Source organism: Nonomuraea helvata (assembly GCF_039535785.1).
Classification (GTDB): Bacteria; Actinomycetota; Actinomycetes; order Streptosporangiales; family Streptosporangiaceae; genus Nonomuraea; species Nonomuraea helvata.
On the sequence record NZ_BAAAXV010000001.1, the window covers coordinates 70800 to 95205 of the forward strand.

The window sequence follows — 24406 nt, forward strand, 5'->3', positions numbered from 1 at the left end:
GGCCGCCCCAGAAGAGATCTTCACATAGCGGTCACAGTGTGCGGGGAGCGCCTGTCGTCTTGGCGACGCCGCCCATGGGCCCGCGTCAGCGCGACGACAGCGAAACGACAGGGCAGCTCGCCAGAGTGGGCTCCGCGCGGGCCGGCCCTCCTACGCTCCGTCCTCCGCCTCCCGCCTGGCCGGGCGCGGGCAAGCTCAGGGAGAGTCGTTCACGACAGACGCAGGCCGGGGCTCCGCGTGAGGCCGAGGAGGCCGAGCAGGTCGTCGATCATCTGCTCGAACAGCGGCTGCGGATCGTCGAAGGCGAATCCGTGGTGTCCGTAGACGGCCATGCAGACCAGCCCGTAGATCTGCCGCCAGCAGACGACCATGAGGAACGCCACGCCGATGGGGAACTTCAGGCCGACTTCCGAGCGGTAGGTGCGCAACTGTGCTGCCAGCACAGGGTCGATCTCCTCGTCCGCCGGACAGGTCAGCCGCCCCTCGTCCCACAGACGGGCGAACAGCCGCCCGAACAGGCCGCCCAGCTCGCGCGCGATGACCACCGGGATGCCCTCCTCCGACTCGGCGACCTTGGCATACCCGGCGCCCATGAGCAGGTCGAACTCGACCTTGTTGGCCACCGACCACTCGAGCACGGCGTGGGTGCCGGCGTGCAGCTGGGCACTGAGGTCGTCAGAGGCCTGGCGTCGCACGGCCCGGTCCACGGTGTCGATGAACTCCGCGGTGATGTCGTCGTAGATGGCGCGTACGAGGCCCGCCCTGCCGTTGAAGTAGCGGTAGAGGGCCGGGGGCGTCACGCCGACGCCGCGGGCCACGGCGGCAAGGGTGAGACCCTCGATGTCCTCCTCCGCGGCGATCCTGCGGGCGACGACCTTGGCGTCACGTTCGCGCGCGTCTCCGTCACCGCCGACGCCAGGAAGACGGCGCTGGCCGAGACGGCGAAGCGCCTTCCGGCCGTGCTCGCCGCCCAAGGGCCGGTCGCCTGCTCGCGGAATGACGAAGGGTGGCGGGCCACGGCCTACGACGACGCCTTCCGTACCCCTGTCGCCGACTTCTCCAGTGTGACGCTCGCGCCACTCCTGACCGAGATCGCCGCGAAGGCGGGCGGCGCCCGACGCTGCCCGCGCACCATCCATCCCTCCGGCAGATTCGCGGCCAACCCAAGCGGGGTGGCCGTGGGGTGGAACCTGATCAAAGGGGCCGAGCTGGAGATCCTCGCGAACACGGTGGACCGTTACGAGGACGCTCCGCTCCGGCTGCCGTTCGGCATGAAGATCGTCGTGCGCGACGGCGGCCTGCGCCACTGCGACCCCCTCGCCTGGATCAACGCCACCGACCTGCTCTGCCTGGGCGGGAGCAACGACCTCTACACCGTGCAGGTCAACCCCGGGCTGGCCCGGGACGACATCGATTACGTCCAGCACACCGAGGTGAAGGCGAAGAAGAAGATCGCCCCCGAGACCGAGACGCCGATCATCTCGGTGGCCGTCTCCCGGGACCGCCGCTCCCTGATCATCGCGGCCGGCGAGAACAGCGACTCCGGCACGGCCAAGCTCTACCGCGTCAGCCTGACCTCCCCCTCCGATCCGGTGGAACTCGGCCCGATCCCGGCGGAGTCGAGGGAGCACTTCACTCTCCTCAGCAACTTCCAGCAGCCTGTACGCGTCGACGGCACGTCGCACTGACCCCCCTGGGGTCCCCTTCCCTTGGCAGGCGGGCCTTGGATGCCGGCGGCGCGCCGGTCTCAGTACAGTGGCGGGGTGGCAGGTGAGCAGCTGAGCGTGCGCGTGGACAGTTGGATCTGGTCGGTGCGGCTCACCAGGACTCGTTCGATCGCGTCCGACGCCTGCCGGGGCGGTCACGTCCGGGTCAACGGGGTGCGGGTCAAGCCCGCGCACGCCGTACGGGTCGGCGACGAGGTCCGGCTCCGGCACGAGGGGCGCGAACGCATCGTGGTCGTCTCCCGCGTCATCACCAAGCGCGTCGGCGCCGCCGTGGCCGCCGAGTGCTACGTCGACAAGAGCCCTCCGCCTCCGCCCCGCGAGGAGGCCGTGACGGTGGCCGTCCGGGCTCGCGGCGCGGGCCGTCCCACCAAACGCGAGCGCCGCAGCATCGACAGGCTGCTCGGACGCCCGGCGGCGGAGGGTCGGCGGGACCGCCGGCCGGGCCCGGAATGACCGCCGGCTTGCTCACTGACCAGCACGGCTTCAGCGTCTACGACACCAGGTGCGAGCGGTTCTCCAGGGTCTCGGCGATCGAAACAGGGCGGCGTGGCGCGGACCGGGAAGGATAGGCTCCCCGCGTGATCTTCCCCGGATCGGCGCGTACCGATCAGCCCAAGCCGTCCCCCGCTCGACCGTGATCGATGAAGACTGACACGCGACCAGTCACCGGCTCGCTGTGGCGTGACCGGGACTTCCTGATCTTCTGGAGCGCGCAGACACTCTCGGTGGCGGGCGACTCGTTCGCGCTCATCGCGGTGCCCCTCCTGGTCCTGAACGTCACCGGCTCCGTCACCCAGATGGGTCTGCTCACCGGCGTGTCGGGGGCGGCGTCGGTGGCGGCTGGGGTGTTCGCGGGAGTGCTCGCCGACCGGTTCGACCGGCGTCGGCTGCTCATCCTCTGCGACCTCATCCGGCTCGTCCTGTACGTGACGATCCCGGTGGTCTGGGCCTTCGGCCAGCACGTCTGGCTGCTGTACGCGGTGCTGCCGATGGCCGCGGCCGTGGGCATGGTCTTCCAGGTCACGTACGTGGCCGCGGTCCGCGGCCTGGCCGGCGAGAAACGCGTCACCGAGGCCAACGGCATGCTGTATGCCACAGCCGCCGCGGCCGGCATCCTCGGCCCCACCCTCGCCGGGGTGGTGACCGGCCACCTGGGCCCGACCGCCGCGATCACCATCAACGCCGCCAGCTTCGGGCTGTCCGCGGCCGGCGTCCTGCTGACCCGCGCCTCCCGGTACGCCGTCGAAGCCATCGAGCCGGTGGAGCCCGCTCCCCACCGACGGCCGTGGCGGGAGTTGCTGGCCGGGGCGGAGTTCCTGTTCCGGCACCCGGTGCTGCGGACCCTGACCGTCCTGCTGTCGTTCTTCATCTTCATGACGCTCGGGCTGACCGACATCGTGATCTACCGGCTCAAGCACGACCTCGGCCAGGCCGATTCCGTGGTGGGCGTCGTGCTGGGAATCGGGGCGGCCGGCACGATGATCGGCTCGATGCTGGTGGCCCGAATGCGGCGCATCCTCGGCTTCGGGCCGCTCTGGATCGGGGCGCAGGTCGTATCGGGGCTGGCCATCCTGGGCCTCGGGCTCGCCCGCTCCGTGTGGGGTGTGGCCGCCATCATGGCGCTCTATCTGGCCTGCGTCAGCCTGGCCGGCATCTGCTCCATGTCGCTGCGGCAGCAGGTGACACCCTCTCACCTGCTGGGCCGGGTGACGTCGGCGTTCTGGACGATCCACTTCTCGCTCGGGCCGGTGGGCGCGGCCGCCCTCGGCTGGGCCACCGCACAGTACAGCGCTTCCACGGTGTTCGTCTTCGCTGGAGCGGCCTGCCTGCTACTGGCGCTGATCGCGCTGGTCACGCCCGTACGACAGCGCCACCCCGAGCACGCATGACCTCCTGATCGGACTGGGATCACGTACTGGTCTGGACCAGAAGTACGCGCAGGGGGCACTGGTATTGACCAGCAGAAGGGGCAAATGATCGAATGTGGGCGATTCGGCCCTCTTTTAGCAGGGTTTCGGGTCTTGGCTCCGATTCTGCCCAGGAGGACGCTTGTCCCTCAGCCGCCTGTTATCCGGCGCGATCGCCACGACGCTCTCCCTCCCTCTCCTCGTCCTGACCAGCCCATCCGCGCAGGCGGCCACCGCCCTCGTCAACCCGCCCGCCCAGCAGGTGGAGAGCCGCGACGACGGTTTCCCCCTCACCCCTGTGGTCGGGCTGGTCCGTACCAGACAGAGCGACCCCTCGGCAGAAGCCGTGGTCCGCCGCACCCTGGCCCGGGCCGGTGTCAAGCAGGTCCGCGCCACCTACGAGACCGATCCCCGCACTCCCGTCACCGTCTGGCTCGGCGACGGCGCCACCACGCTCGGCCGCCTGGGTGTCGAGGACGCCACCGGGCTGCCCGCCGAAGGGTACGTGCTGGCGGCGGGCCGCGACGCGAGCGGCCGCAAGCACGTCGTGCTCGACGGCGTCGACGCCGACGGCACCTACTACGCCGCCCTGACCTTCCAGCAGCTCGTCCGCGAACACCCCGGCAACGACCGGGTGCCCGGCATCGAGGTTCGCGACTGGCCCGGCCTGCGCTACCGGGGCTCCGTCGAAGGCTTCTACGGCACACCGTGGACCCACGAGGAGCGCCTGGCGCATCTCGACTACCTCGCCGCGCACAAGATGAACACCTACGAGTACGCGCCCAAGGACGACCCCTACCACCGCGACCGGTGGCGCGAACCGTACCCGCCGGAGAAGCTGGCCCAGCTCGGCGAGCTCATCAGGCGGGCACAGGCGGGTCACGTCGACTTCACCTTCGCCGTCTCGCCGGGGTTGTCCGTCTGCTACAGCTCGCCGAGCGACGTGACGGCGCTGCTGGCCAAGTTCGACGCGCTGTACGCGCTCGGCGGGCGGTCGTTCACCATCGCCCTGGACGACATCGACTCGGGGCGGTGGAACTGTGACGGCGACCGTTCGAAGTACGGCGCGCCGGGCGGGGCGGCGGCCGGCAGGGCGCAGAGTGAGCTGGTCAACGCCGCGCAGGCGTGGGCGGCGGGCAAGGGCGACGTCGCGCCCGTGCAGATGGTGCCGACCGAGTACTACAACGTCACCGAGACGGCCTACAAGAAGGCTCTGCGCGAGCTCATGAGCCAGGACGTCATCGTGCACTGGACCGGCACCGCCGTCGTGCCCGAGAAGATCACCAAGGCGCAGGCGGCCCAGGCCAGGAAGGTCTTCGGGCACCAGATCCTGGTCTGGGACAACTACCCGGTCAACGACTACGCCGGGGGGCGGCTGCCGCTGGCCCCGTACGACGGGCGGGAACCCGGTCTGTCGGAACACCTGGCCGGCATCATCTCCAACCCGATGAACCAGCCCTCCGTCAGCCGGATCGCGTTGTACTCCTTCGCCGACTTCGGCTGGCACGACACCGCGTTCAACGCCGAGGAGTCGTGGCTGCGTGCGCTGACCGAGCTGGCCGGGGGCGACGAGGCCCTGATCCGCGCCCTGCGTGACTTCGCCGACCTGAACTTCTTCGACGGCCGCCTGCACCGCACGCAGTCGCCCCGGCTGGCCGCCGAGGTCGCCGCGTTCTGGCCCGCCTGGCGCGAGGGACGGCCGACCACGCTGCGAGAGCACGCCGAGCGCCTGGGGGCCGCGGTCAGACGGATCGACGAGAGACTGCCCGACCGGGCGTTCGTCGCTGAGGCCGGCGCCTGGCTGCGGGCGGCCGAGCTGTGGTCGAAGGCCATGGTGAAGGCTCTCGACGTTCTGCGAGCGGTGCGGGACGACGACGGCAGGAGGGCCGTACGGGCCGCCGACCAGGCGCGCGAGCTGGTCGCCGCCGCGAACGCCATCCGGGACACCCGCGTCCCGCACGACGCCCAGGCCCCGCGCGTCGGCGACGGCGTGCTGGACAGGTTCGTCACCGACGCGCTCACCGAACTGGACCGCTGGATCGGCGTCACCTCCACCAGGCCGCGCGCCACCACCAGCCTCGGCACCTACCAGGTCAACACCCCCGACCGGATGGTCGACGGCGACCCGGGCACGTTCTACTGGAGCAACAGCTCACCAGGCTCCGGCGACCACGTCACCGTCGATCTCGGCGCCTCCCGCGCGATCGGGGACATCACGCTGCTCATGGGCAAACCGGGCAGTCCGAACGACTACCTCCACGCGGGAGCGCTGGAGGTCTCCCGTGACGGCGTCGCCTGGACGCGGCTGGCCACGGGCACGACCGCCGAGGTCAAGGTGGCGGCGCCCGCCGGCACCGTGGCCCGCTACGTGCGCTACCGCGCCACCGCCGCCAACAGCACCTGGCTCGTGGTCAGGGAGTTCACGGTCCAGGTGAGCGACGACTCGGTCACCAGGATCACCGTCAGCGGCACCCCGGCGGGCACCGGCCTCGACCTGGCGGCCGACGGCGACCTGGGCACCGCGTACGCGGCGGGCACGGCGCCGGTCCGGGGCGACGCGCTGGTCGCCACCCTGTCCGGGCCGCGGCTCGTCGAGCGGATCCTGGTCCTCGGCACCGGATCGGCCGAGGTGCAGGTGCGCGCCGACGGCCAGTGGCGGGCGATCGGACGGCTCGCCGGGCCCTACACGGATCTCGATCCGGAGGACGTGCGGACCGACGCCGTGCGCCTCGTCTGGGCGCCCGGCGGACAGCCACCGCGGATCGCCGAGATCGTCCCCGTTTACGGCGACGGCTCCGCCGCCACCCTGATCGCGGACCCCGCGGCCATGGACGCCACCAAGGGCGTCGAGGCGACGGTCAGCGCCACGTTCGTCTCCGAGCGGGCCGCCGACGTCACCGGGACGCTCAGCGTGACCGGACCTGAGGGCTGGCGGATGCCTGAGGACCGGCAGGTCACCGTGCCTCGGGGAGGGGGGCTGACGCTGCCGGTCCCGTTCACGCCGACGGCGTCGGGCACCCTGCGGATCGTGTTCACCCCCAGCCGTGCGGAGCCGGTCGAGGCCCAGGTGACGGTCACCGCGCACCGTCCGGCCGGCGACGCCGACGTCGCTCTGAGACGACCGGTGACCGCGTCCTCGGTCGAAGGCGGCACCTCCTTCGCCGCCGCCAACGCGGTGGACGGCGACCCGGCCACCCGCTGGTCGTCCGGGCGCGCCGACGGCGAGTGGCTGGCCGTGGAGCTGGCCCAACCGGTCGACGTGGCCAAGGTGACGCTGCGCTGGGAGGCCGCGTACGGCACGGCGTACCGGATCGAGGGCTCGGCGGACGGCGCCACGTGGCAGCCGCTGGCCACGGTCTCCGGCGGGGACGGCGGCATCGACACGCTCTGGCTCGACGAGCCGAACCAGACACGGTTCCTGCGCGTGCAGGGCGTCAAGCGCGCCACGAGTTACGGCTACTCGCTGTGGGAGCTGGAGGTGTATCCCGCCTCCTAGCGGGAGGCCGTTCGGGCAGACTCGGTGGCTGGTGAGTGAGCACTCTCGCCTCCTGGACGGGTGAGCCCGGCCCGGACCGAAACCCCGGAGGGTTCCGGTCCGGGCCGGGTCGGTCAAGGCTGCCCGCCCCGGTATCCGACCTGGGACAGGATCCGGGCCAGCACCCCCGCGTACGCGGACGTCCCGGCGTCGTTCGGATGGAACGACTCCCGGCTCAGACACACCGGGTTGGAGGGGTCGGGCGGGTAGGGAATGCAGGTCGCCGGGGCGTCCCCGGCGTGGAAGTCGCCCTCACCGTTGGGGTTGATCATGATGGGGTTGATCCAGGACGCGCCCCCGCACGCCTCGTGGCCGGCGAAGTCGCTGATCGGGCTGGCCGCGTACACCTCGAACGGCGGGTCGTTCGGACCTCCCTCGGACTGCAGCTGGGAGACCAGCTCCCACTGCTTGCCTTCCATGTACCGGGCGAGCTCGCCGAGCGCGGTCGCCTCCCCATCGGTGATCAAGGATATGCCGGCGGCGCTGCAGCCGCCCGAGGCGATCAGTTTCGGATAGCTCAGCAGGATGATCTTCGCGTTCGGCGCCCTGTCCGGGGCGTGGATCTTCCTGATGGCCTCCTTCAGCTTGCCGGCCGTCCGGTCGATGATCGCCTTGTACGTGGGCAGGAACGTGTCGCTGGTGCACTCCACCACCGGGGCGATGCAGGAAGTGAGCGCGTTGGTGAAAGCGTTCTCGTCGTTGCCGCCGAGCGTGAGCGTGACCAGCGTGGTGTTCTCATCGAGCACGCCCGAGTCGATCTGCGCGATCTCGTGGAACTGGCCGTCACCGTCCTTGTACCTCTCCGGGTACTGCCAGGACCACGGAACCCCGTCCCCGATCACGTTCCAGGTCTTCGCGCCGGAGCAGGCCACGAAGCCGAGCTCGTGGTTGGCGTCGAACCGGTCGACCAGCGTGCCCAGGTTCTCGCTGTCGCCGGGCAGGACCACCTTGCGCGAGTAGGCGTCGTTGCTGCGCCGGCAGGCGTTCCAGTAGGGCGTGCCGTGGTCGGCGTCGGACTCGGAGAAGTAGTCGCCGGCGCCCTCGCCGGAACTGTAGGAATCGCCGAGCGCGGCGACGATGTGCTTGGGCTTGGCGTTGAGCTTCTGGACGGCGAGCGCGTCCCAGGCCACGCGTACGGTGCCCTTGCCGTCCTCGGTGATGTTGCTGAGGCGGATGCTGGGCACGGTGCCGTTGAAGTTGTACACCCCCAGCGACACCCAGCCGTTGCGGCCGAGCTCCTGCGGCAGGTAGCGATGCTTGGTGTAGGTACGGCTGCCGTTCACGTCGATCTCGTAACGGGCCTGCTGCGTGCGTGCCCCGATGACCGGCAGATGGACGAGGATCCGGGCCCATCCGGCGCTCTGGTTCAGCGTCCAGGTGCCGACGGCGCTGCGGGCCGACTCGCTGTCCGTGATGGTGTTACTCATCCAGAACTGGCCGGCGAACCCGCTGCCTATCTGATGGATGTCGATCTTGCCTGGATAGTTGCCGGCGGCGTTCTGCTGGAAGGTGAACCGGAACCCTCCGGGCAGCGTGCCGCCGTCGGCGTAGTCGGGGGAACAGCCGGGCCTGATGGATGGCGTGCTCTTGGGCAGGTTGTCGATGACCAGCGCGCCCTGCGGCAGGCCGGTGAGGCGGCAGTTCGGGGCGTAGTTGGTGGCGTCCTCCTGGTAGGCGTAGCCGGCGTCGAAGCGCTCCCTGCCGTTGCCGCAGGTGGTCGGGCAGTTGGCCTTCCACGTGGACGCCTGGTGCCACCAGCATTTCAGGTCGTACTGGCCGAGGGTGTTCTTGTGCGCGCAGGGACCGGCGGGCTCGCCGATCACCTCGGGGTCGTTCGGCGTGTGGGACTCGCCGGGGTAGCAGTCGTTGCTGGCCGCGCAGAACTGCACGACCGGCGGTTTGACGTTGTAGCGGTACTCGTTGGCGTTCCACCAGGCGTACAGGTGGGAGTACACCAGGGTGCCGGGGCTCTCGATGAGCTCGATCGGGTGGCCGGCGAAGCCCAGCACCTTCTCCGGGTACGGCCAGTGCTGCGGGTGCGCGGCGTCGGCGTAGGAGGTCTCCATGAACGGGGGACGGTCGGCCGGGTAGCGGGGGTTGACCGGGTTGTTCAGCCAGCCCAGTCCCCACGGGTTCGGCCCGCTCGGCTGGTGCAGGCCGGAGTTGTAGGCCCACACCGCGAAGAACCAGTTCTCCAGCCCCGCGGCGGTGCCGTTGTTGACGATCAGCCCTGCCCCGCGGGTCTCGTTCCACTTGTCCTGCAGCATCTGCAGGCCCTTGGCGATGTTGGCGGCGAAGTCGAGGGCGATCGCCCGCTGCTGGTTGACGGGCAGCGCGGTCTCGCCCGGCTTCTCCTTGCCGGCCAGGCGCATGCCGTCGGTGACCTGCATGATGCCGTAACCGCAGTCGGCCTTGGCCCAGTCGATCGCCCAGTCGTCGCCTTCGTCGCTGTTGTAGTAGTTGATGCCGAAATAGTTGCCGATCAGGGGGTTGGCCGTGACGCCCGGGATGGCGAAGCGGGCGGCCTGCCACGTGTTCGACTCCTGCACGGCGACGCCCATCATGATCTGCGCGGGCACGTGCCCGCCGCCGTCGAGCGCCCTGGGCGGGAACAGGCCCTGCGGCGTGTACGCGGGCATGCCCAGGTTCTTCCAGTTGGCCGGCCGCTGCACGTTCAGCACGCCGAGCACGGCCTGGTCGACGGCCCACTCCACCTGCCGCGGCTTGGGCTGCATGGCCTGGCTGCCGGGGTCGTTGCGCGCCACCGAGCAGACCTGCTGGCCGCCGTCGGCGGGGTCGTTCGGGCCGCCGCCCACGGCGAGCGCGGACCGGCCGAGCGCCGGGCTCGGCTCCGCGCCGCCGCCCGCGCCGTCCGCCGGCGTCACCGAGAGCGTGAACGGCTTGTTCGTGGCCAGCGACGTGGCGGTGATGTCCACCCGCTGCGGCGCGTCCGGGTCGGCGGGCGCCACCCGCGGGTCCTTGGTGTTCGTGCGCAGCACCGAGGTCACCGCGAGGCCGCCGGACAGCGACACTCCCGCGTCGGACGGCACGTCGGCGAGCGCCACGCTCGGCGCCGCCGCGGTGCGGGCCGTGGTGGACTTGGCGCCGGTGACGTACACCTGGCCGCCCCGGGCGGCGCGTACGCTCAGGCCGGTGATGCCGCCGGTGGCCAGCGTGGTGACCGCGTTGCCCTTCTCCATGTCCACGCGGCGCACAGAGGCGTTCTGCTTGTCATCCATCTGGGCGTACACGACGCCGCCGTCGGCGTCGGGGGTCAGCCGGTACGGCACCCCCTTGGCCGAGGCCAGCACCGTGCGCTTGCCATCGGGGCGCACCCGGACCACCGCGCCGGAGTCGGCGGCCACGATGCCGTCCTTCACCGGCACCGCCGAAGTCAGCTGCCCCGGCACCTCGATGGGTGACCCCAGCTTCCCCTTGACCGTGTCCAGTTCCAGCAGCCGGGTCGAGGTCAGGTCCTCCCCGCCGCCCTGAGTGAGCACCACCGACTCCGACGGGCCGCAGCCCGGGTTGAAGTAGGCCAGGCTCGTCTGCGCTTTCAGCTTGCGCACCGGGCCGCCGTCGAGGTCCACGATCGCGGTGAACCCGCCGCGATCGGCCAGCTCGGCCTTGTTGGTGAACGTGCGGGGCGCGTACACCACGACGGCTCGTTTCCCGGAGGCCGTCACGCAGACGTTGCCGATCCACGCGTCGGTGTCGAACCCGGGCTCCGACAGCGAGGCCGCCGTCCGCCACCGGTAGCCGTCCTTGGCGTCGGCCACCAGCACGTGGAGACCGGTGGCATCACCCGCGGTGGTCACCGCCCGGTCGGATGATTTCTCCCACCCGCTGCCCAGCAGTTCGGCCCGTCGGCCGGGGTCGACGCTCTCAGGGGCGGCGGACGGCGTGGCCGGGGCCGTGAGGGTGTTCTCGGGCGGCGGCTTCGACGGCTCGGCGCTCGCGGGAAGCTGCATGGATAACAACATGGAGATCGCTAAAACGGTGGTCAGGGATTTTCTGGTGCGCACGGGCACTCCTTGAGACGAAGGTCAGGCGTTGTAACGGAGCCAGATCTGGTGTGCTTGGTGGTGGCAGTCCCACTGGACGATGGAGGCGAAGTCGTCCAGCGCTCCGCCGAGCACTTCCATGCACAGGTTGGTGCCGTCGTTCTGGTGCACGTTGGGGTCGGTGCTCCTGGTGATCCACACCTGCTCGGGCGTGAACTGGTAGCAGCTGATCTGCTTGATCGGCGCCATGAGGTCATGGCTCCACGCCATGAGGCACTTTCCGGTGTAGGCGTTGCCGAGCAGATGGAAGTCGATGGACCCGTCGCCCTCGGTGTGCCAGAGGTACCACATCTGCCCGGCCATGCCGGCGACGCACCTGTACTGCACCGCCGGCGCGCCGTTGTCCTTCGACCCGTTCAGAATGTCCAGGCACTTGCCGCTGTTGAGGTTCCGGTAGGTATAGGGCCCGATCCAGGAACCCTGGAGCCGTGTCCCATCCCTCATGGTCGGTGGCGGGGGCGGCTCCGGCACACCCTCACCGGTGACGGACGCCGCCACCCGCATGGCCGTGTCGGTGTCCGGCTGACCCGCCGACGCGCTCGCCGTGCCGGACAGACCCAGAACGAGCAGCACGACGGCTGCGATGGACGAGAGCAATTCTCTGATGCGCATGATGCTTTCCTTCTTCGGGCGGCAGGCCGAACTACCTGACCCTGGCCGAGCCGGACGCTTGGCCCAGGATCAGGAGCATGAGCGTTGAGGAGATGGGGCTTGTGCGGCGAGCGCCCGGAAGAAGCGCGTGCGATCGGCCGCGCCGGATTCATCCACGGCCGGCTATTTCCACGGGGTGCAGACGTTGCGGCCCGTCCAGGTGCAGGCGCCGCCGTAGCAGTCGGGCTGGTTGATGGCCTGGATGTCCGTCCAACTCGCGTTACATGGGGTCCTTGCCCGAGCACGTGTTCCCGTAGCAGGTGGCCGCGGCGCCGACCGGATCGGTCCGCGCCGCCTGCGACTCGGCGTACGCGACGCTGCCGGCGCCGAACGTGGTGAACAACGTGGTTGCCGCCGCGCCTACGGTCAGAGCGGCCCGACGTTTCATGCGTACCTCCGGTTGGCGTTGTGCATCACATGTCCTTCGAGCGGGCTGCCGGGCACGGGCAGAAATTCTTGACCAACTGGCGAAAGGCTCGTGCCCCATGTACAAGATCCTTCGACGAAAACCGTTCTTGGGATCGAGGAGATTGCGCCGGCTGCAATTACCCGGCGGGCGCACGGATTCTCCTTTCTCAGCTCAATCCGTTTGTCCGACGCCACACTTTCACGGGCGCCGTGAAATCAGAAGGGCAGCGACCGGACAGCGACCGGACATTTGGCGGATGCCGAAAGCGGCGATGACGAAGATGCCGACGATGCCGACGAGGGACAGAGCCGTCCTGACCGCCGCGACGGAATCGTTCTGGAGAACGATGCAGGTGAGAGACCACTGAGTGGAGCGTCGAGAGCTCGATGTGTTGCTACCCACAGGAGTCGTTAATTCTGGTGATGGCAAATTCTAAAGCTGTTTGACGTGAACTCTGCTTCGCTGTGAATCTTGAGTGGCTGGGGGCTGCGTCAGCGTGCCTTGAAGAGGTGGCGACATGCGGGCCTGTCGTCGGCGGATGCGATGATGGTGCCGACCATCTCGGTGGCGATGGCAGTGATGATTTCCGGGTTGGGGGCGGGTTCGGACCAGCGTGATCGTCACGGGGCCCAACGAGACGGTCACGGCGGTCGGCGCCATCATGACCATCTCCACGTCCCATGACTTCTCAACCGTGGTCTGAGCCTTTGCCCACGTTCGTCGCCTGACGGTCACCGCCGCCCAGGCCCTGACCCCCACGGCGGCCGCCCAGGCACCACAGCTCGCTAGACGTGCCCGGCCAGGCCCTCGGACAGCAGGGCGAAGGCATGTTCGGCGTCGGCGACCGCCTCCGGATAGCGCTCTTCGGCGGTCTGGCCCCCGTCCAGCGCCTTGGAGTTGTCCATCGTCAGCAGCCAGTGCGTGGCCACCAGGTGGGTGGCCGCCAGGCGCGCGGTCAGGGCGGGCACGCCTGCGGTCTCCTGGAGCGCCTCCGTGAGCGCCCGCTCCGCACCCTCCTGGAAGCGGATCGCCCTGGACCGTAGCGCCGGGGTCTCCCGGACCATGCGGGTGAGCGCGAGAATCTCCGGGACGTCGTTGAGGCCGGTGATCGGGTCGCGGTCGCGCAGGCCGTCCAGGAAGTGGTCGCGGAGGGCGGCCAGCGGCGCGACGCCCGGCGGGCGGGCGCGCACCACGCGGGCCGACTCGGTCTCGTGGTCGGCGAAGCGGTGGACGACGAGATCCTCCTTGACCGGGAAATAGGCGAACAGGGTCCGCTTCGACACCTCGGCGGCCTCGGCCACCTGTGCCACCGACACCTGGTCGAACCCGCGCTCAAGGAAGAGCGCGATGGCAGCCTCCGAGATGGCGGCATGGGTCCGTGCCCGTTTGCGTTCGCGCAGCCCTGTCATGGCTCCACGATAGCAAGAACCTGCACTCGAACTTTTCTTGCTACAGGTATATATTTGCACCCGGTCGAGTATTTTGGGGAGGAACGATGATCGAAGTGATCGTGGCGGGCGCCGGACCCACCGGGCTGGCACTGGCCTGCGAGCTGGCTCTGGCCGGAGTGGAGGTCCTGGTGGCGGAGCGCCTGCCGGACCGGATCAAGCAGACCAAGGGCGGCACGATCCAGCCGCGCGTACAGGAGTTGCTCGAGCTGCGCGGCCTGCTGGAGCCGATGCAGGCCAGGGCGGTCTCCCGCGAGCCGGCCGGCGGGCACTTCGCGCTGCTGCCCGTGCCGCTCGACTGCACGGCGTGGGACACCGCGCACCCCTACCCGCTCGCGATCCCGCAGTGGGAGATCGAGGAGGTGCTGGAGGAGCGTGCCACCGCACTGGGGGTCAAGGTGCTGCGCGAGACCGAGGTGACGGCGGTGGAGCAATCGGACGACGGCGTGGTCGCGACGGCCGGCGACCGGCGGATCGAGGCCCCCTACCTGGTGGCCTGCGACGGCGCGCACAGCACGGTCAGGAAGCTGCTCGGCGTGCCGTTCTCCGGCAGGCCGGGGACGTATACGGCGGTGCTCGCCGACGTGCGGCTGTCGTCGGTGTCCGACCTCGTGCCGAAGGCGCTCGGGCACATCAGCACGATGACGCGCGAGGTCGACGACTGCTGGGTGATGCTGGTGCCGCTGGGCGGCGGCCACTACCGGTTCACCGGCGGGGCGGCGGGCGCGGAGCCGGCCAAGGACAGCCCGGTCACGTTCGAGGAGATCGCCGAGATGCTGCGCATCGTGTACGGCGAGCAGACCGTGCTGGACACCGTGGACAACGCCTCCCGGTTCGGCGACGCCACCCGGCAGATCGACAGCTACCGGGTGGGCAACGTGTTCTTCGCCGGCGACGCCGCGCACATCCACCCGCCCTTCGGCGGGCAGGGCCTGAACCTGGGCGTGCAGGACGCCTTCAACCTGGGCTGGAAGATGGCCGCGGTGCTGCGGGGCCGGGCCGCGACCGACCTCCTGGACACCTACCACGCCGAACGGCACCCGGCCGGAGCCTGGGTCCTGCACATCACCCAGGCGCAGCGGGTCTTCGCCGACCCCCGCCCCAGCGCGGACGTCATCGAACTGCGCAAGGTCTTCACCGACCTGATGCGCCTGCCCGAGGCCAACAGACACCTGGCGGGCCTGATGTCGGGCCTGTCCCACTCCTACGACCTGCCCGGCGACCACCCGCTGGTCGGCCACCGGGTCGCCGGTCTCGATCCGTCGCTGTTCCTGGCCGGCAGGCCCGTCCTGGTCGATCTGGCCGGGATGCTCCCGGACGACCTCGGTGCCACGCGCGTGGAGCCGGTGGACGGCCTGCCCGGCGCGATCCTGGTCCGTCCCGACGGCTACGCGGCCTGGGCGGCGGACACGGATCCCGACCTGGACGCCCTCGTCGGCCATCCGTGCTGGTCGCTCATGGGGTAGGTCCGCGGAGAGACAGCCGTGTCCGATCGTAGATGGATATGATCAACCTGTGTCGTTCGCCATGTACTCCGTAGAGTGAGACCAAGCCGGGCGTACCGGCGACGCCACGGCTGTGAAAGCGAAGGACGTCAACTGCCACCGCCTGATGCTGGTGGTTTGCTCTCACGGTCCCGTGTGGCTGAAGGGAGGCCGGTAGCGTGTGGCTGGTTGACGGCAGCCCAGCCCGCGGCGCCGCGTCGGGCGATGTTGCGGGCCGCGATGTGATCGGCGTGCCCGGCGAGCCCACGCTGTTCACCGTCACCCGCTCCGGCGGGAAGGTCTCGGTCTCGTCCTCCCGCGCCACCGGCTGGAGGTACGAACTCGCCTGACGAGCCGGTTGACCTTGTCACGGGCGTCAAGGTTTACCCTCGACCCCTCTGACATCGACGAACGGACGCACATGAGCACGGATCGGGCCACCCTCCTCAAGCACGACCAGAGCTTCTTCGACGCCTTGGTGGCAGGCGACCTCGGCGTGCTTGAGGAGCTGCTGTCGGACGACTTCATCCTGGTGGGCCTCCAGGACGGGGCCGTCGCCGACAAGCGGATCGTTCTTGACCTTGTGGCGTCCGGAGCTCTGGAGTTTCCCCGGATTGACTCGTTCCCGGATGAGGCGATTGTCCGCGTCATCGGGAACGTCGGCATCGTGGTGGGGCGTACCGGCATGAACGTGACCAACCCGGACGGCACCATGTACAGCGCCGGGAGCCGTTACACCCACGTGTACGCCACCGGCTCCCCCGGCGCCTGGCGTCTCACCTCCGCCCAGGGCACCGCCATCAGGCCCTGACCGCCTTCGCCTTCGCAGAGCGTGCCGGCAGCAGCGAGACCGAGCCCAGCAACCAGTCCGCCAGAAGGTCGCGTTCGACCAGGATCAGCGGCGTCCGTGCGCCCAGCGCCTCTTGTCTGGCCTGTTTGGTGAGGCTGCCGGACGTGACCAGCACGCCGGTGTGGCCGGCGAAGGTGTTGGCCAGCGCACCCAGGAAGTTGCGCACCTCGGGCGCGCCGACCGTCTTGCTGTAACGCTTGCACTGGACGGCGTACCGGCCGCGCCCTGGAGCGACGGCCGTGATGTCCACGCCACCATCACCGGCGCCCCCGCACTCGCGGACCTTGCGGAAGCCGTCAGCGATCATCCGCTCGGCGACGAGGTGCTCGAACGCGGGGCCCGCCATCCGGTCGACCTTCTCCAGTTGGGCATTGGCGGCCAGGAACCGCCGTCTCTCCGCCTCGATCATGCGGTACCGGAGGACGAGCCCGCCCACGAACAGCACGGCGAGCAGGCAGGCGGTCCCGGCAGCCCAGCCGGGGTACTCGCTGACGAACCACACGACGACGACGCTCAGAAGGCAGCCCCCCGTAACTGCCCATTGTCTCTTGCGTGCTCTCCGCTCAGCGCTTCCTCTCTTGGAGCCCCTCGCCATGGTTCCTCCTGGATAGGTGGTGTGGAACACGCACACCTGCCCCCCAGGCGTTGAAATGATCACAACTCTGCCGGAAGCGGCGGCGCTGGTGCTCGACCGTGGACGGCTTTACTGCTCGTTCTGGGACAGGTGGGCCTTGGCGTCGTCGTAGGAGGCCTCGCCGCTCGCCTCGGCGGGCCGGTAGACCAGGTACAGCACGCCCGTCGCGAACGTCTCGGACTTGATCAACTCCAGCGGGACAGGGTTCTCCCCCTCGTCGAACAGGCGCTCGCCCTTGCGGACGGCGATCGGGTGCACCAGCAGGTGCAGTTCGTCCAACAGTCCCGCGGCCAGCAGCTGGCGGACCACCGAGACCGAGCCGCTGATGGCGATGCGGCCGCCCTGCTCCTTCTTCAACGCGGTCACGGCCTCGGCCAGGTCGCCCTGGAGCAGCTCGGAGTTGCGCCAGGTGAACTCCAGGGGCTGGCGCGACACGACGATCTTCCGTGCGTCGCCGAGCGTCTTCGCGAAGCCGGCGTCCTCGCCGCCCTCGGCCTCCCGCTCCGGCCACGCTCCGGCGAAGCTGTCATAGGTCTTGCGTCCCAGGAGCAGGGTGTCGGCCATCTGCCCCGACACGGCGGCGCCCATCTCGTCGTTGAAGTACGGGAAATGCCACGACGCCGGCTCCTCCACGACACCGTCGAGCGAGATGAACAGGCTTGCGACGATCGTCCTCATGAAATCCTCCAAGGAAGGGGCGGGCCGTCCGGCCCGGCCGTTCTGATGTGCTTGTAGTCTCGCGGGGCCGGCTTACGGATTGCTTAAGGTCTCCCTTTGGGTCGGGCGGAGATACGACCGGGGCAGGCTGGGTAGCGCGCTGCGAATGGGATCGACTCCGGCATCCGGGCTGCGGCGGCGGCTCATCACTCTCTTGATCGCCGTTCTGCTGCTCGGCATCACCGAGTCCATGATCGGTCCCTACCTCGTCCTGTTCGGTGTCGAACGCCTGCGGTTGTCGGCACTGGAGATCGGCCTGTTCGTCTCGCTCACAGCGGTCAGCGGCATGGCCGTCAGCGTCTGGTTCGGTCGCCGCTACGACCGCCGTCCCAGCCGGTGGCCCACGGTGGTGGCCGCGGCGCTGGCCGGGACGGGATACCTGCTGCTCCTGCTGACCCCGTCATATCCGCTGCTGCTCCTCATCGGTGTGGTGTTCCTCGGCGCGGGCAGCGCGGTGTTCCCGCAGCTCTTCGCCCTGGCCAGGAGCGACGCGGACGGGCCGGGCGGCGGCACGCCCGTCCTGCGCTCGGCGTGGTCGCTCGCCTGGGCGATCGGCCCGCTGGCAGGTGGCGCGCTGCTGGGCGGGCCCGGCTACTCCGGGGTGCTCACGGCCACGGCCTGCGGGTTCTGCCTGGTGGTCGTGGCCGTGTTCGGGGTCGATGGCCGCTCGCCCGCTCCGTCCCGGCCCGTCGAGGAGCGGACCGACCGGCAGCTGTCCTCGCCGGCCGTCGCGCTGTCGATCGCCGGCTTCGTGCTGTTCCACGTCGCGATGTTCTCGGGCGCGGTGGCGCTGCCGCTCTATGTCACCGAGGCGCTGCACGGCTCGGCCGGTGCGGTGGGATGGATGTTCAGCGTCTGCGCGGCGGCCGAGATCCCCGCGGCGCTCGCTCTGCTGGTGTTACCGGGCCGCTGGAGCAGGGAGCGGATGATCCTGATCGGCATGGGGTTGATGATCGCGTACTTCGTGCTGGTGGCGGCGTTCACCGGAATCGTGGCGCTGGTGCTCGTCCACATCGCCCGGGGGGTGGCCATCGCCGTGGTGGGCGCGCTGGGCATCAGCCACATGCAGGACCTGCTGCCGTCCGCTCCGGGACGGGCCACCACCTTGTTCGCCAACACCGCGACGGTCGGCTCGCTCGTGTCGGGCATCGCCGCCGGCGGCATCTCCCATGCCCTCGGCTACCGTGCGGCCCTGCTCGCCTGTGGCGTGCTCAGCGCCGTGGCGTAGCTGCTGTTCCTCCTCGCACGGCGTCGGGCGGCGGCCGAGACGGGGAGCCCTGCCACCGAGCCGGTGTCCCGCCGCCGGCAGCGGGCTGTCGAGGCTCGTCACGCCGTGGGACGCGTAGAGCTCCCGGCCGCCCACCAGCACCCCGACAGCGACACCGGGTAGGCCGAACTCCTTGGCCGCCGTCGCCACGAAATCGGCCGGCTTCTCCTGTGACATCGTGTTTCATCTCCGTTCGCAGACGTCCGGCATGTGCACGCCGGCCGAGGCTGCGGATGCGGCGGCCTCGTACGGCTGGCGTTGCACCCAGACGATGGCCGTCGCCGCTGACGGCGCTGAGATCGCGCTGTCATGAAGCTCCGGCCGCCGTCCGAGGGTCGCGCCGACGGTCCCGGCGCTCAGCTGCCAGCGCTGGACTGGAGCGCGTGGTGTGCGCCTGCGGATCGCGCGGCTGCCTGGAAACCTACGCCAGCACCGTGCCATCCTCCGCTGCGCGGAGCAGCCCACCGGGCCGCGAGCGCGCTCGGCATCGCACTGTCCGGCGCGGTCAACGTGCTCGACATCGACTCTGTCCTGCTCGGCGGCAGTTTCGCGCTGCTGTCGTCGTGGCTGACCGACTCGGTGCGCGCCGAGATCGACCGAAGGGTGCTGACCGCCTCCTGGTCGACGGTCACCGTCCGCCCCACCCTGCTCGGCCCCGACGCGGCCGTCATCAGCGCGGCGCTCACCTCCATCGACCGGATCCGCCGCCGCCCCACCACCTGGCTGGCCCGCCAGAGCCGAACTGTCAGCCGCGCCTGCTACCGGTGGCGGCCTGCCACGCGCCGACTTCAGCAACCCGCTCCGGCGTCCCCAGCTCAGCTCTTCGAGCTACAGCAGGGCGGCAACGAGTTCAGCGAATTCCTCTGGAGTGGCGACTCGCACCCCGAGGCTCTCCGCCTTGGCCCGTTTGGAGCCCGCCTTCTCCCCCGCCACCAGCAGCGACGTCTTGGCGGACACGCTGGAGGAAGCCTTGCCGCCCGCCCGCTCGATCAGCTCGTTCATCTCGTTACGGGACAGAGCCGCCAGCGGCCCGGTCATCGCGCCGGTGACCACGACGGACATCGAGGCCAGCGGCAGCTCCACCGCCGTGCCGGGCGTGTCGGGCGCGTCGGAGGCGGGCGTGACGCCGGGCTCGGTCATGTTCACCCCGGCCTGGACGAGCTTGTCGATGAGCGGGGCGAGCTCGGTCAGCTCGGCGACCACGACCGGCGCCTTCTCCGGGCCGATGCCCTCCACCTGCTGGATCGCCTCGGCGTCCGCGGCGCGGATGGCGTCCATCGTGGCGAAGTGGCGGGCGATGCGGCGGCTCATGGACCGGCCGGTGCCGCGCACGCCGAGCGCCGCGAAGACCCGGCTGAGTGGGCGGCCCTTGGCCTGGTCGATGGCGGCCAGCAGGTTGTCGGTGCTGGTCTCGCCCATGCGCTCCAGGCCGAGCAGCTGCTCGCGGGTCAGGAAGAACAGGTCGGCGAAGTCGGCGATCAGCTCGGCGTCGAGCAGCTGCTTGATGCGGTTTTCCGCCAGGCCCTCGATGTCGAGCTGGTCGCGGCCGACCGCGTAGATGATGGAGGCGATCGCCCGGCACGCGCGCCCGCGCACGCACCGCCAGCGCTCCTGCGAGCTGTCGATCGCGTCCCCGCACGACGGGCAGACCTGCGGGATCTCGATGGGCCGCTCCTCCCCGGTGCGCAGGTGCACCACGGGTGCCTCCACCCGGGGGATCACGTCGCCCGCTTTGTAGACGGTCACGCTGTCGCCCAGCATCAACCCGCGACGCGTGATGTCGGCGACATTGTGCAGGGTGGCGTAGGTGACGATGCTGCCGTCGAGCTCGACCGGCTCCAGCACCGCGCGTGGGGCGATCACGCCGGTGCGGCCGGTGTTCCACTCCACCGCGAGCAGCTTGGTGATCTTCTCGGTGGCGGGCAGCTTGTACGCGACCGCCCACCGGGGCGCACGGGAGCTGAATCCGGCTTCGGCCTGGTCGGCCGCCAGGTCACACTTGATCACGATGCCGTCGATGCCGAACGGCAGCTCGGCGCGGACCGCGGCGATCTCCCCGACGCGCTCCTGTACCCGCTCGAGGGTCTCGGCGACGGTCCCGGCCACGGGTGTGGCGGCCGTCGTCTGCACGCCCTGCGCCGCGGCCCAGTCCATGATCTGGCTGTGCGGCAGCTCCCGGAGCCGCACCGCCAGCTCCGAGGTGTCGTCCGGGGACGGCAGGACGCCGTAGCCGAAGAAGGTCAGCTCGCACACGTACGGCCGGTCCTGCGCGCGCAACGTGCCCGCCGCCGCGCTGCGCGGATTGGCGAACGTGGTGCCGTCGTGCGCCTGCCGCTTGGCACAGGCCTCCTCGAACTGCGAGGCGGTCATCATGACCTCGCCGCGCACCTCCACCGTCACCGCGTCGGCCAGCCGGTCCGGCAGGCCGACGATGGTGCCGACGGCGTGCGAGACATCCTCACCGGCGCTCCCGTCGCCGCGCGTGACCAGCTGGGCCAGGCGGCCGTGCCGGTAGCGGGCCGAGATCGCCAGGCCGTCGAGCTTGGGCTCCACGCTCCACGCCGTCACCGGACGGCCAAGCCGGCGCTCCACCCCGGCCGCCCAGTCGGCGAGCTGCTCGGCTCCGAACACGTTGTCCAGGCTGAGCATGGGCACGGTGTGCGGCACATCGCCCACCACGGCTCCGCCGGCCACCTTGCCCGTGGGCGAGGACGGCAGCACCGCCTCGGGGTGCTGCTCCTCGTACGCCTGGATGCCGCGGACCAGCCGGTCGTAGGCGTCGTCGTCGAGCGTGGAGGTGCCGTCGGCGTAATAGGCCGCGGCCGAGTCCACGGCCAGCTGAACGGCTTCGGCGTAGGCCGTGTCGTCGGCCAGGACGGTGACAGGGGGTGCGTCGCTCATGGCTCCACCATGCCTGGTGCCACCGACAATTCCGCAGCCGACCGATCAGTCGGCGACGAGGGTGTCGAGCGTGAGGGTCTCCTCGCCGGACGGGCCGGTGAGCCGGATCGACAGCTCCCAGGCGCCCGTCATGAAGAACAGGTCGTCGCCCTCGGCGACGAAGTGGCCGGGCGCGGTCTTCCTGGCGGTGACCTCGGGCATCGAGTGGCCCATGGTGAGCATCACGGCGGCGACGGTGACCGTGTCCGCCTGGCCCTTGTCCACCTGTACGTCGATCGCGTTCCGCTCGGCGGTGACGGTGACGGCGTAGCGGGTGCCCGTCGTGGTGACCGGGGTCGCGCCCGAGGTGCGGGCGACGATGAACGCGGCCACCACGGCCGCCACGAGCCCGGCGAGCACCAGCAGGCTCCTCAGGCCCTTGCTCCGCATCATCGGGGGACCTCCACGGTGAAGGGCACCGTGGTGATGCCGCGGTCTGTGGCGTACTGCGTCCAGGCGAGGTAGCGGCCCGGCGCGGGGAAGCTGAACGTGAAGCGCAACCGGCTGCCGGGTGTCCCCATCTCGTGGACGTGGCCGAGGAACTGGCCGTCCTGGCTGCGTACGATGAGGTGTCCCGCCATCCCGAGCCACGGCCGCGTCGTCCCGCTGGTGCTCACCTCGACAGTGGCCGGCCGTCCCGCCTGCGGTACGGCGGGCGTCACCGTGACCGTCCCGCCGGGGGCGGCGGCGGCCTGGTCCGCCACGTCGGACGTGGCATTGGACTCGGACGTGGACTTCCCCGGCCCGGTGACCGTGAAAGAACCGGTGAGGAGCTGGCCGCCGGAGTCGGTGCGTTCGAGCTCGACGTAGGCGAGATAGCGCCCGGGGCGGTCGGCGCGCAGCCGTACCTCGAGGCAGCCGGGCGCGGTGCGCAGCGGATGGACGTGGCGGAAGTAGCGGCCGTCCTCGCTGGTGACCACCAGGTGCGCCATGGCCTCGTGGTGGATGGTGAGGTCGTCGACAGGTCGCCCGGTGGACCCGTCGAACAGTTCCACCCGCGTAACGAACTCCTCGCCCACGGCGGGGCGGGCGGGGACGGTGGTGACGACCCGCTGCACGTACGGCCGTCCGATCGCGGAGTCCGTGGGGCGCGGCTCGGCGCCGTCCGGCGCGCCGGCGGGCAGCCACGGCTCGAGGACCACGACCAACGCGGCCACCGCGACCCCCGCGGCGGCCACCGCGGTCACCACGAACGCCGGACGGCCGCGCCGGTTGAACGCCCCGGTGAGCAGGCCGCCCACCAGGAGCAGACCGGCCACGAACAGGCCACCGTAGATCAGGAACTCCCACCCCGACCCGCGGTCCACCAGGACCCGGAACGGGAGCACGGCGCTCTCGCCTCCGGCGCTGACGGTCAGCTCGTGCGGGCCGGTCTCCTCGACCCCCAGCTGGGCGGGGCGGCCAGGCGCCACCGTGCCCTGCACGACGCGCCCGTCGGCCATGGAGCGGAGCCGCAGGCTCAGCCCCGGAGCGGTCGGGAAGCCGATCACCTCGACGCGCAGCGGCCCCGGCACCCTGGTCGTGGCCTTGATCACCAGGGTCAGCTCGGAGCCCGCGATCGTCTGCGCGATCCGCAGGTCCGCCCCCGCCTTGACGACGTGTGCCGCCGCCGGTGGCGCCAGCGCCACCAGCAGCAGGGCGACCAGGCAGAGTAGCCGGGTCATGCCCGCCGGTCGCCGGACCCGCCGGCCTCCGCGGGCATCGCGTTCGGGAGGAACAGGGCACCGAGGGCGAGGCCGATGAGACCGGCCACGATGGGTGCGCCGGTCCACAGTTCGGGTACGGCGGGCAGCCGCCCGGTGACCACGGAGGCGACCGCGATGTACAGGGACCAGGTGGCGAACGCCGACAGACCGGCGAAGGCCCAGTAGGCGGCCCGGCGCTCCCGCGAGGGACGCAGCCACCGGATCAGCAGGTCGCCCACCACCCCCGCGGCGACGAACGTCAGCAGGATCGGCAGGTTGCGGAAGGCCGTCTGCGCGCCCGGCATCAGCACGCCGACCACGGACAGCACGGTCACGCTCCCGGACGGAAGCTGCCAGCGCCGCAGGAGGAACAGCACGGGAGCGAGCAGGATGACGTTCGTGATGACCATCGACGCGGCCAGGCGGCTGGTGCTGCCGTCCTCCACGCTGGAGAAGGCCTGGACCACGCCGTTCGCGCCCCATTCCATGGCGTCGGCGTACGACAGGAACAGCGACACCAGCGTGGCGCCGAAGCCGAGCCCGATCAGCGCGGGCAGCAGCCGCGACAGCCGGGGCCGGTCCCCGACGTCCGGGGCGTTCCAGGCCGAGCGGAGCGGGGTCGTGATGATGAGCATCATCGTCACGATCAACCCCAGGTGGGAGGGGCTGAACAGGATGTCGATGGTCTGCTCGATGCCCAGGAACGTGTGCCACATCATGTCGGCGAACCCGAACGCGGCGAACGCCGGGATGGCGACCAGCCCCGCGAGATACCCGTTCGGCACCGCGGCCAGGCCGCTCCGGCCGGCGCGCACGTTGCGGTAGACCTGCCAGATGATCCAGGCCGACACCGCCGCGAACCCCGAGTAGAACGCCGCGTGCCAGGGCGTGAAGAACGTCTCCAGCCCGGCCAGGTTGCTGTGCGCCCAGGCGTCGATCATCAGCCCCACGCCGAACCAGACGCCGAGCAACGCCATGACCAGGTCCGTCCGGGGGGTCACCCACGTGCGTGTCTCCCCGGAGTCCGCGAGCAGCCGTCGCACCCCAGGACTCACCGCCGTCATCAGTACGCTCCTTCCAGTCGATCC

General features: G+C 70.5%; 20 protein-coding genes. 9 read left to right on the plus strand and 11 right to left on the minus strand.

Going from position 1 to position 24406, the window contains the following annotated elements; genetic code table 11:
* Nucleotides 1-209: 209 nt before the first annotated feature.
* Nucleotides 210-974, minus strand: a complete 765-nt coding sequence (locus ABD830_RS00285) for a TetR/AcrR family transcriptional regulator (RefSeq protein WP_344984147.1) — start codon at nt 972-974, stop codon at nt 210-212.
* Between ABD830_RS00285 and ABD830_RS00290 the strand changes: the two genes are divergently transcribed.
* The 4 genes from ABD830_RS00290 to ABD830_RS00305 all read left to right on the plus strand — a co-directional run bounded on the left by ABD830_RS00290 (nt 960) and on the right by ABD830_RS00305 (nt 7130).
* Entirely contained in the window at nt 960-1688 is a 729-nt protein-coding gene (locus tag ABD830_RS00290) for a hypothetical protein (RefSeq protein WP_344984148.1), read from the plus strand. The two genes, ABD830_RS00285 and ABD830_RS00290, sit on opposite strands and share 15 nt — an antisense overlap.
* Before the next feature lie 75 nt (nt 1689-1763).
* Complete coding sequence (locus ABD830_RS00295; RefSeq protein WP_344984149.1) at nt 1764-2180, plus strand: RNA-binding S4 domain-containing protein; 417 nt, start codon at nt 1764-1766, stop codon at nt 2178-2180.
* A gap of 188 nt (nt 2181-2368) precedes the next feature.
* The gene (locus tag ABD830_RS00300; RefSeq protein ID WP_344984150.1) at nt 2369-3616 is read left to right on the plus strand and encodes an MFS transporter; all 1248 of its coding nucleotides are present in this window, start codon (nt 2369-2371) and stop codon (nt 3614-3616) included.
* Nucleotides 3617-3776: 160 nt separating this feature from the next.
* Nucleotides 3777-7130, plus strand: a complete 3354-nt coding sequence (locus ABD830_RS00305; RefSeq protein WP_344984151.1) for a beta-N-acetylglucosaminidase domain-containing protein — start codon at nt 3777-3779, stop codon at nt 7128-7130.
* Nucleotides 7131-7243: 113 nt separating this feature from the next.
* On the opposite strand, the gene ABD830_RS00310 is transcribed toward ABD830_RS00305, so the two are convergent.
* From ABD830_RS00310 to ABD830_RS00325, 4 genes are all read right to left on the minus strand, one after another.
* Complete coding sequence (locus ABD830_RS00310) at nt 7244-11194, minus strand: hypothetical protein (protein ID WP_344984152.1); 3951 nt, start codon at nt 11192-11194, stop codon at nt 7244-7246.
* Nucleotides 11195-11215: 21 nt separating this feature from the next.
* Nucleotides 11216-11845, minus strand: a complete 630-nt coding sequence (locus ABD830_RS00315; protein WP_344984153.1) for an RICIN domain-containing protein — start codon at nt 11843-11845, stop codon at nt 11216-11218.
* 259 nt (nt 11846-12104) lie between these two features.
* The gene (locus ABD830_RS00320) at nt 12105-12272 is read right to left on the minus strand and encodes a hypothetical protein (protein WP_344984154.1); all 168 of its coding nucleotides are present in this window, start codon (nt 12270-12272) and stop codon (nt 12105-12107) included.
* A gap of 806 nt (nt 12273-13078) precedes the next feature.
* The gene (locus ABD830_RS00325; RefSeq protein WP_344984156.1) at nt 13079-13702 is read right to left on the minus strand and encodes a TetR family transcriptional regulator; all 624 of its coding nucleotides are present in this window, start codon (nt 13700-13702) and stop codon (nt 13079-13081) included.
* Between the two features lie 86 nt (nt 13703-13788).
* On the opposite strand from ABD830_RS00325, the gene ABD830_RS00330 reads away from it, so the two are divergent.
* The 3 genes from ABD830_RS00330 (at nt 13789) to ABD830_RS00340 (ending at nt 16036) form a co-directional block, all read left to right on the plus strand.
* Nucleotides 13789-15207 (plus strand): FAD-dependent oxidoreductase, encoded by a 1419-nt coding sequence (locus tag ABD830_RS00330; RefSeq protein ID WP_344984158.1) that lies wholly within the window; start codon nt 13789-13791, stop codon nt 15205-15207.
* Nucleotides 15208-15404: 197 nt separating this feature from the next.
* Nucleotides 15405-15575 (plus strand): hypothetical protein, encoded by a 171-nt coding sequence (locus ABD830_RS00335; RefSeq protein ID WP_344984160.1) that lies wholly within the window; start codon nt 15405-15407, stop codon nt 15573-15575.
* A gap of 71 nt (nt 15576-15646) precedes the next feature.
* Nucleotides 15647-16036, plus strand: coding sequence for a nuclear transport factor 2 family protein (locus ABD830_RS00340; protein ID WP_344984161.1), 390 nt, complete (start codon nt 15647-15649; stop codon nt 16034-16036).
* Here ABD830_RS00340 and ABD830_RS00345 read toward each other — a convergent pair.
* Together ABD830_RS00345 and ABD830_RS00350 are read right to left on the minus strand one after the other, a co-directional pair.
* Nucleotides 16026-16577: a restriction endonuclease gene (locus tag ABD830_RS00345; RefSeq protein ID WP_344984162.1), complete on the minus strand. Its 552-nt coding sequence runs from the start codon at nt 16575-16577 to the stop codon at nt 16026-16028. The two genes, ABD830_RS00340 and ABD830_RS00345, sit on opposite strands and share 11 nt — an antisense overlap.
* 201 nt (nt 16578-16778) lie before the next feature.
* Nucleotides 16779-17387 carry a dihydrofolate reductase family protein gene (locus tag ABD830_RS00350; RefSeq protein WP_344984163.1) on the minus strand — a complete coding sequence of 203 codons (609 nt, stop codon included), beginning with the start codon at nt 17385-17387 and terminating at the stop codon, nt 16779-16781.
* 79 nt (nt 17388-17466) lie between these two features.
* Between ABD830_RS00350 and ABD830_RS00355 the strand changes: the two genes are divergently transcribed.
* Both ABD830_RS00355 and ABD830_RS00360 read left to right on the plus strand, forming a co-directional pair.
* Nucleotides 17467-18654, plus strand: coding sequence for an MFS transporter (locus ABD830_RS00355; RefSeq protein ID WP_344984164.1), 1188 nt, complete (start codon nt 17467-17469; stop codon nt 18652-18654).
* A gap of 172 nt (nt 18655-18826) precedes the next feature.
* Nucleotides 18827-19006 carry a hypothetical protein gene (locus tag ABD830_RS00360; protein WP_344984166.1) on the plus strand — a complete coding sequence of 60 codons (180 nt, stop codon included), beginning with the start codon at nt 18827-18829 and terminating at the stop codon, nt 19004-19006.
* A gap of 515 nt (nt 19007-19521) precedes the next feature.
* Here ABD830_RS00360 and ligA read toward each other — a convergent pair.
* The 4 genes from ligA to ABD830_RS00380 are packed head-to-tail and all read right to left on the minus strand — an operon-like array spanning nt 19522 to nt 24382.
* Entirely contained in the window at nt 19522-21594 is a 2073-nt protein-coding gene (gene ligA / locus ABD830_RS00365) for an NAD-dependent DNA ligase LigA (protein ID WP_344984167.1), read from the minus strand.
* A 45-nt stretch (nt 21595-21639) separates the two neighbouring features.
* The gene (locus tag ABD830_RS00370; protein WP_344984168.1) at nt 21640-22026 is read right to left on the minus strand and encodes a hypothetical protein; all 387 of its coding nucleotides are present in this window, start codon (nt 22024-22026) and stop codon (nt 21640-21642) included.
* Complete coding sequence (locus ABD830_RS00375; protein WP_344984169.1) at nt 22023-23297, minus strand: hypothetical protein; 1275 nt, start codon at nt 23295-23297, stop codon at nt 22023-22025. The genes ABD830_RS00370 and ABD830_RS00375 overlap by 4 nt, the downstream gene beginning before the upstream one ends.
* Nucleotides 23294-24382, minus strand: a complete 1089-nt coding sequence (locus tag ABD830_RS00380) for a hypothetical protein (RefSeq protein WP_344984170.1) — start codon at nt 24380-24382, stop codon at nt 23294-23296. The genes ABD830_RS00375 and ABD830_RS00380 overlap by 4 nt, the downstream gene beginning before the upstream one ends.
* Nucleotides 24383-24406 lie beyond the last annotated feature (24 nt).

What these genes read in the sequence shown, in the direction of transcription:
- ABD830_RS00300 (WP_344984150.1), top strand. Translation starts at nt 2,369, where the DNA reads ATGAAGACTGACACGCGACCAGTCACCGGCTCGCTGTGGCGTGACCGG.
- ABD830_RS00315 (WP_344984153.1), bottom strand. Translation starts at nt 11,845, where the DNA reads ATGCGCATCAGAGAATTGCTCTCGTCCATCGCAGCCGTCGTGCTGCTC.
- ABD830_RS00320 (WP_344984154.1), bottom strand. Translation starts at nt 12,272, where the DNA reads ATGAAACGTCGGGCCGCTCTGACCGTAGGCGCGGCGGCAACCACGTTG.
- ABD830_RS00325 (WP_344984156.1), bottom strand. Translation starts at nt 13,702, where the DNA reads ATGACAGGGCTGCGCGAACGCAAACGGGCACGGACCCATGCCGCCATC.
- ABD830_RS00330 (WP_344984158.1), top strand. Translation starts at nt 13,789, where the DNA reads ATGATCGAAGTGATCGTGGCGGGCGCCGGACCCACCGGGCTGGCACTG.
- ABD830_RS00340 (WP_344984161.1), top strand. Translation starts at nt 15,647, where the DNA reads ATGAGCACGGATCGGGCCACCCTCCTCAAGCACGACCAGAGCTTCTTC.
- ABD830_RS00350 (WP_344984163.1), bottom strand. Translation starts at nt 17,387, where the DNA reads ATGAGGACGATCGTCGCAAGCCTGTTCATCTCGCTCGACGGTGTCGTG.
- ligA (WP_344984167.1), bottom strand. Translation starts at nt 21,594, where the DNA reads ATGAGCGACGCACCCCCTGTCACCGTCCTGGCCGACGACACGGCCTAC.
- ABD830_RS00370 (WP_344984168.1), bottom strand. Translation starts at nt 22,026, where the DNA reads ATGATGCGGAGCAAGGGCCTGAGGAGCCTGCTGGTGCTCGCCGGGCTC.
- ABD830_RS00375 (WP_344984169.1), bottom strand. Translation starts at nt 23,297, where the DNA reads ATGACCCGGCTACTCTGCCTGGTCGCCCTGCTGCTGGTGGCGCTGGCG.
- ABD830_RS00380 (WP_344984170.1), bottom strand. Translation starts at nt 24,382, where the DNA reads ATGACGGCGGTGAGTCCTGGGGTGCGACGGCTGCTCGCGGACTCCGGG.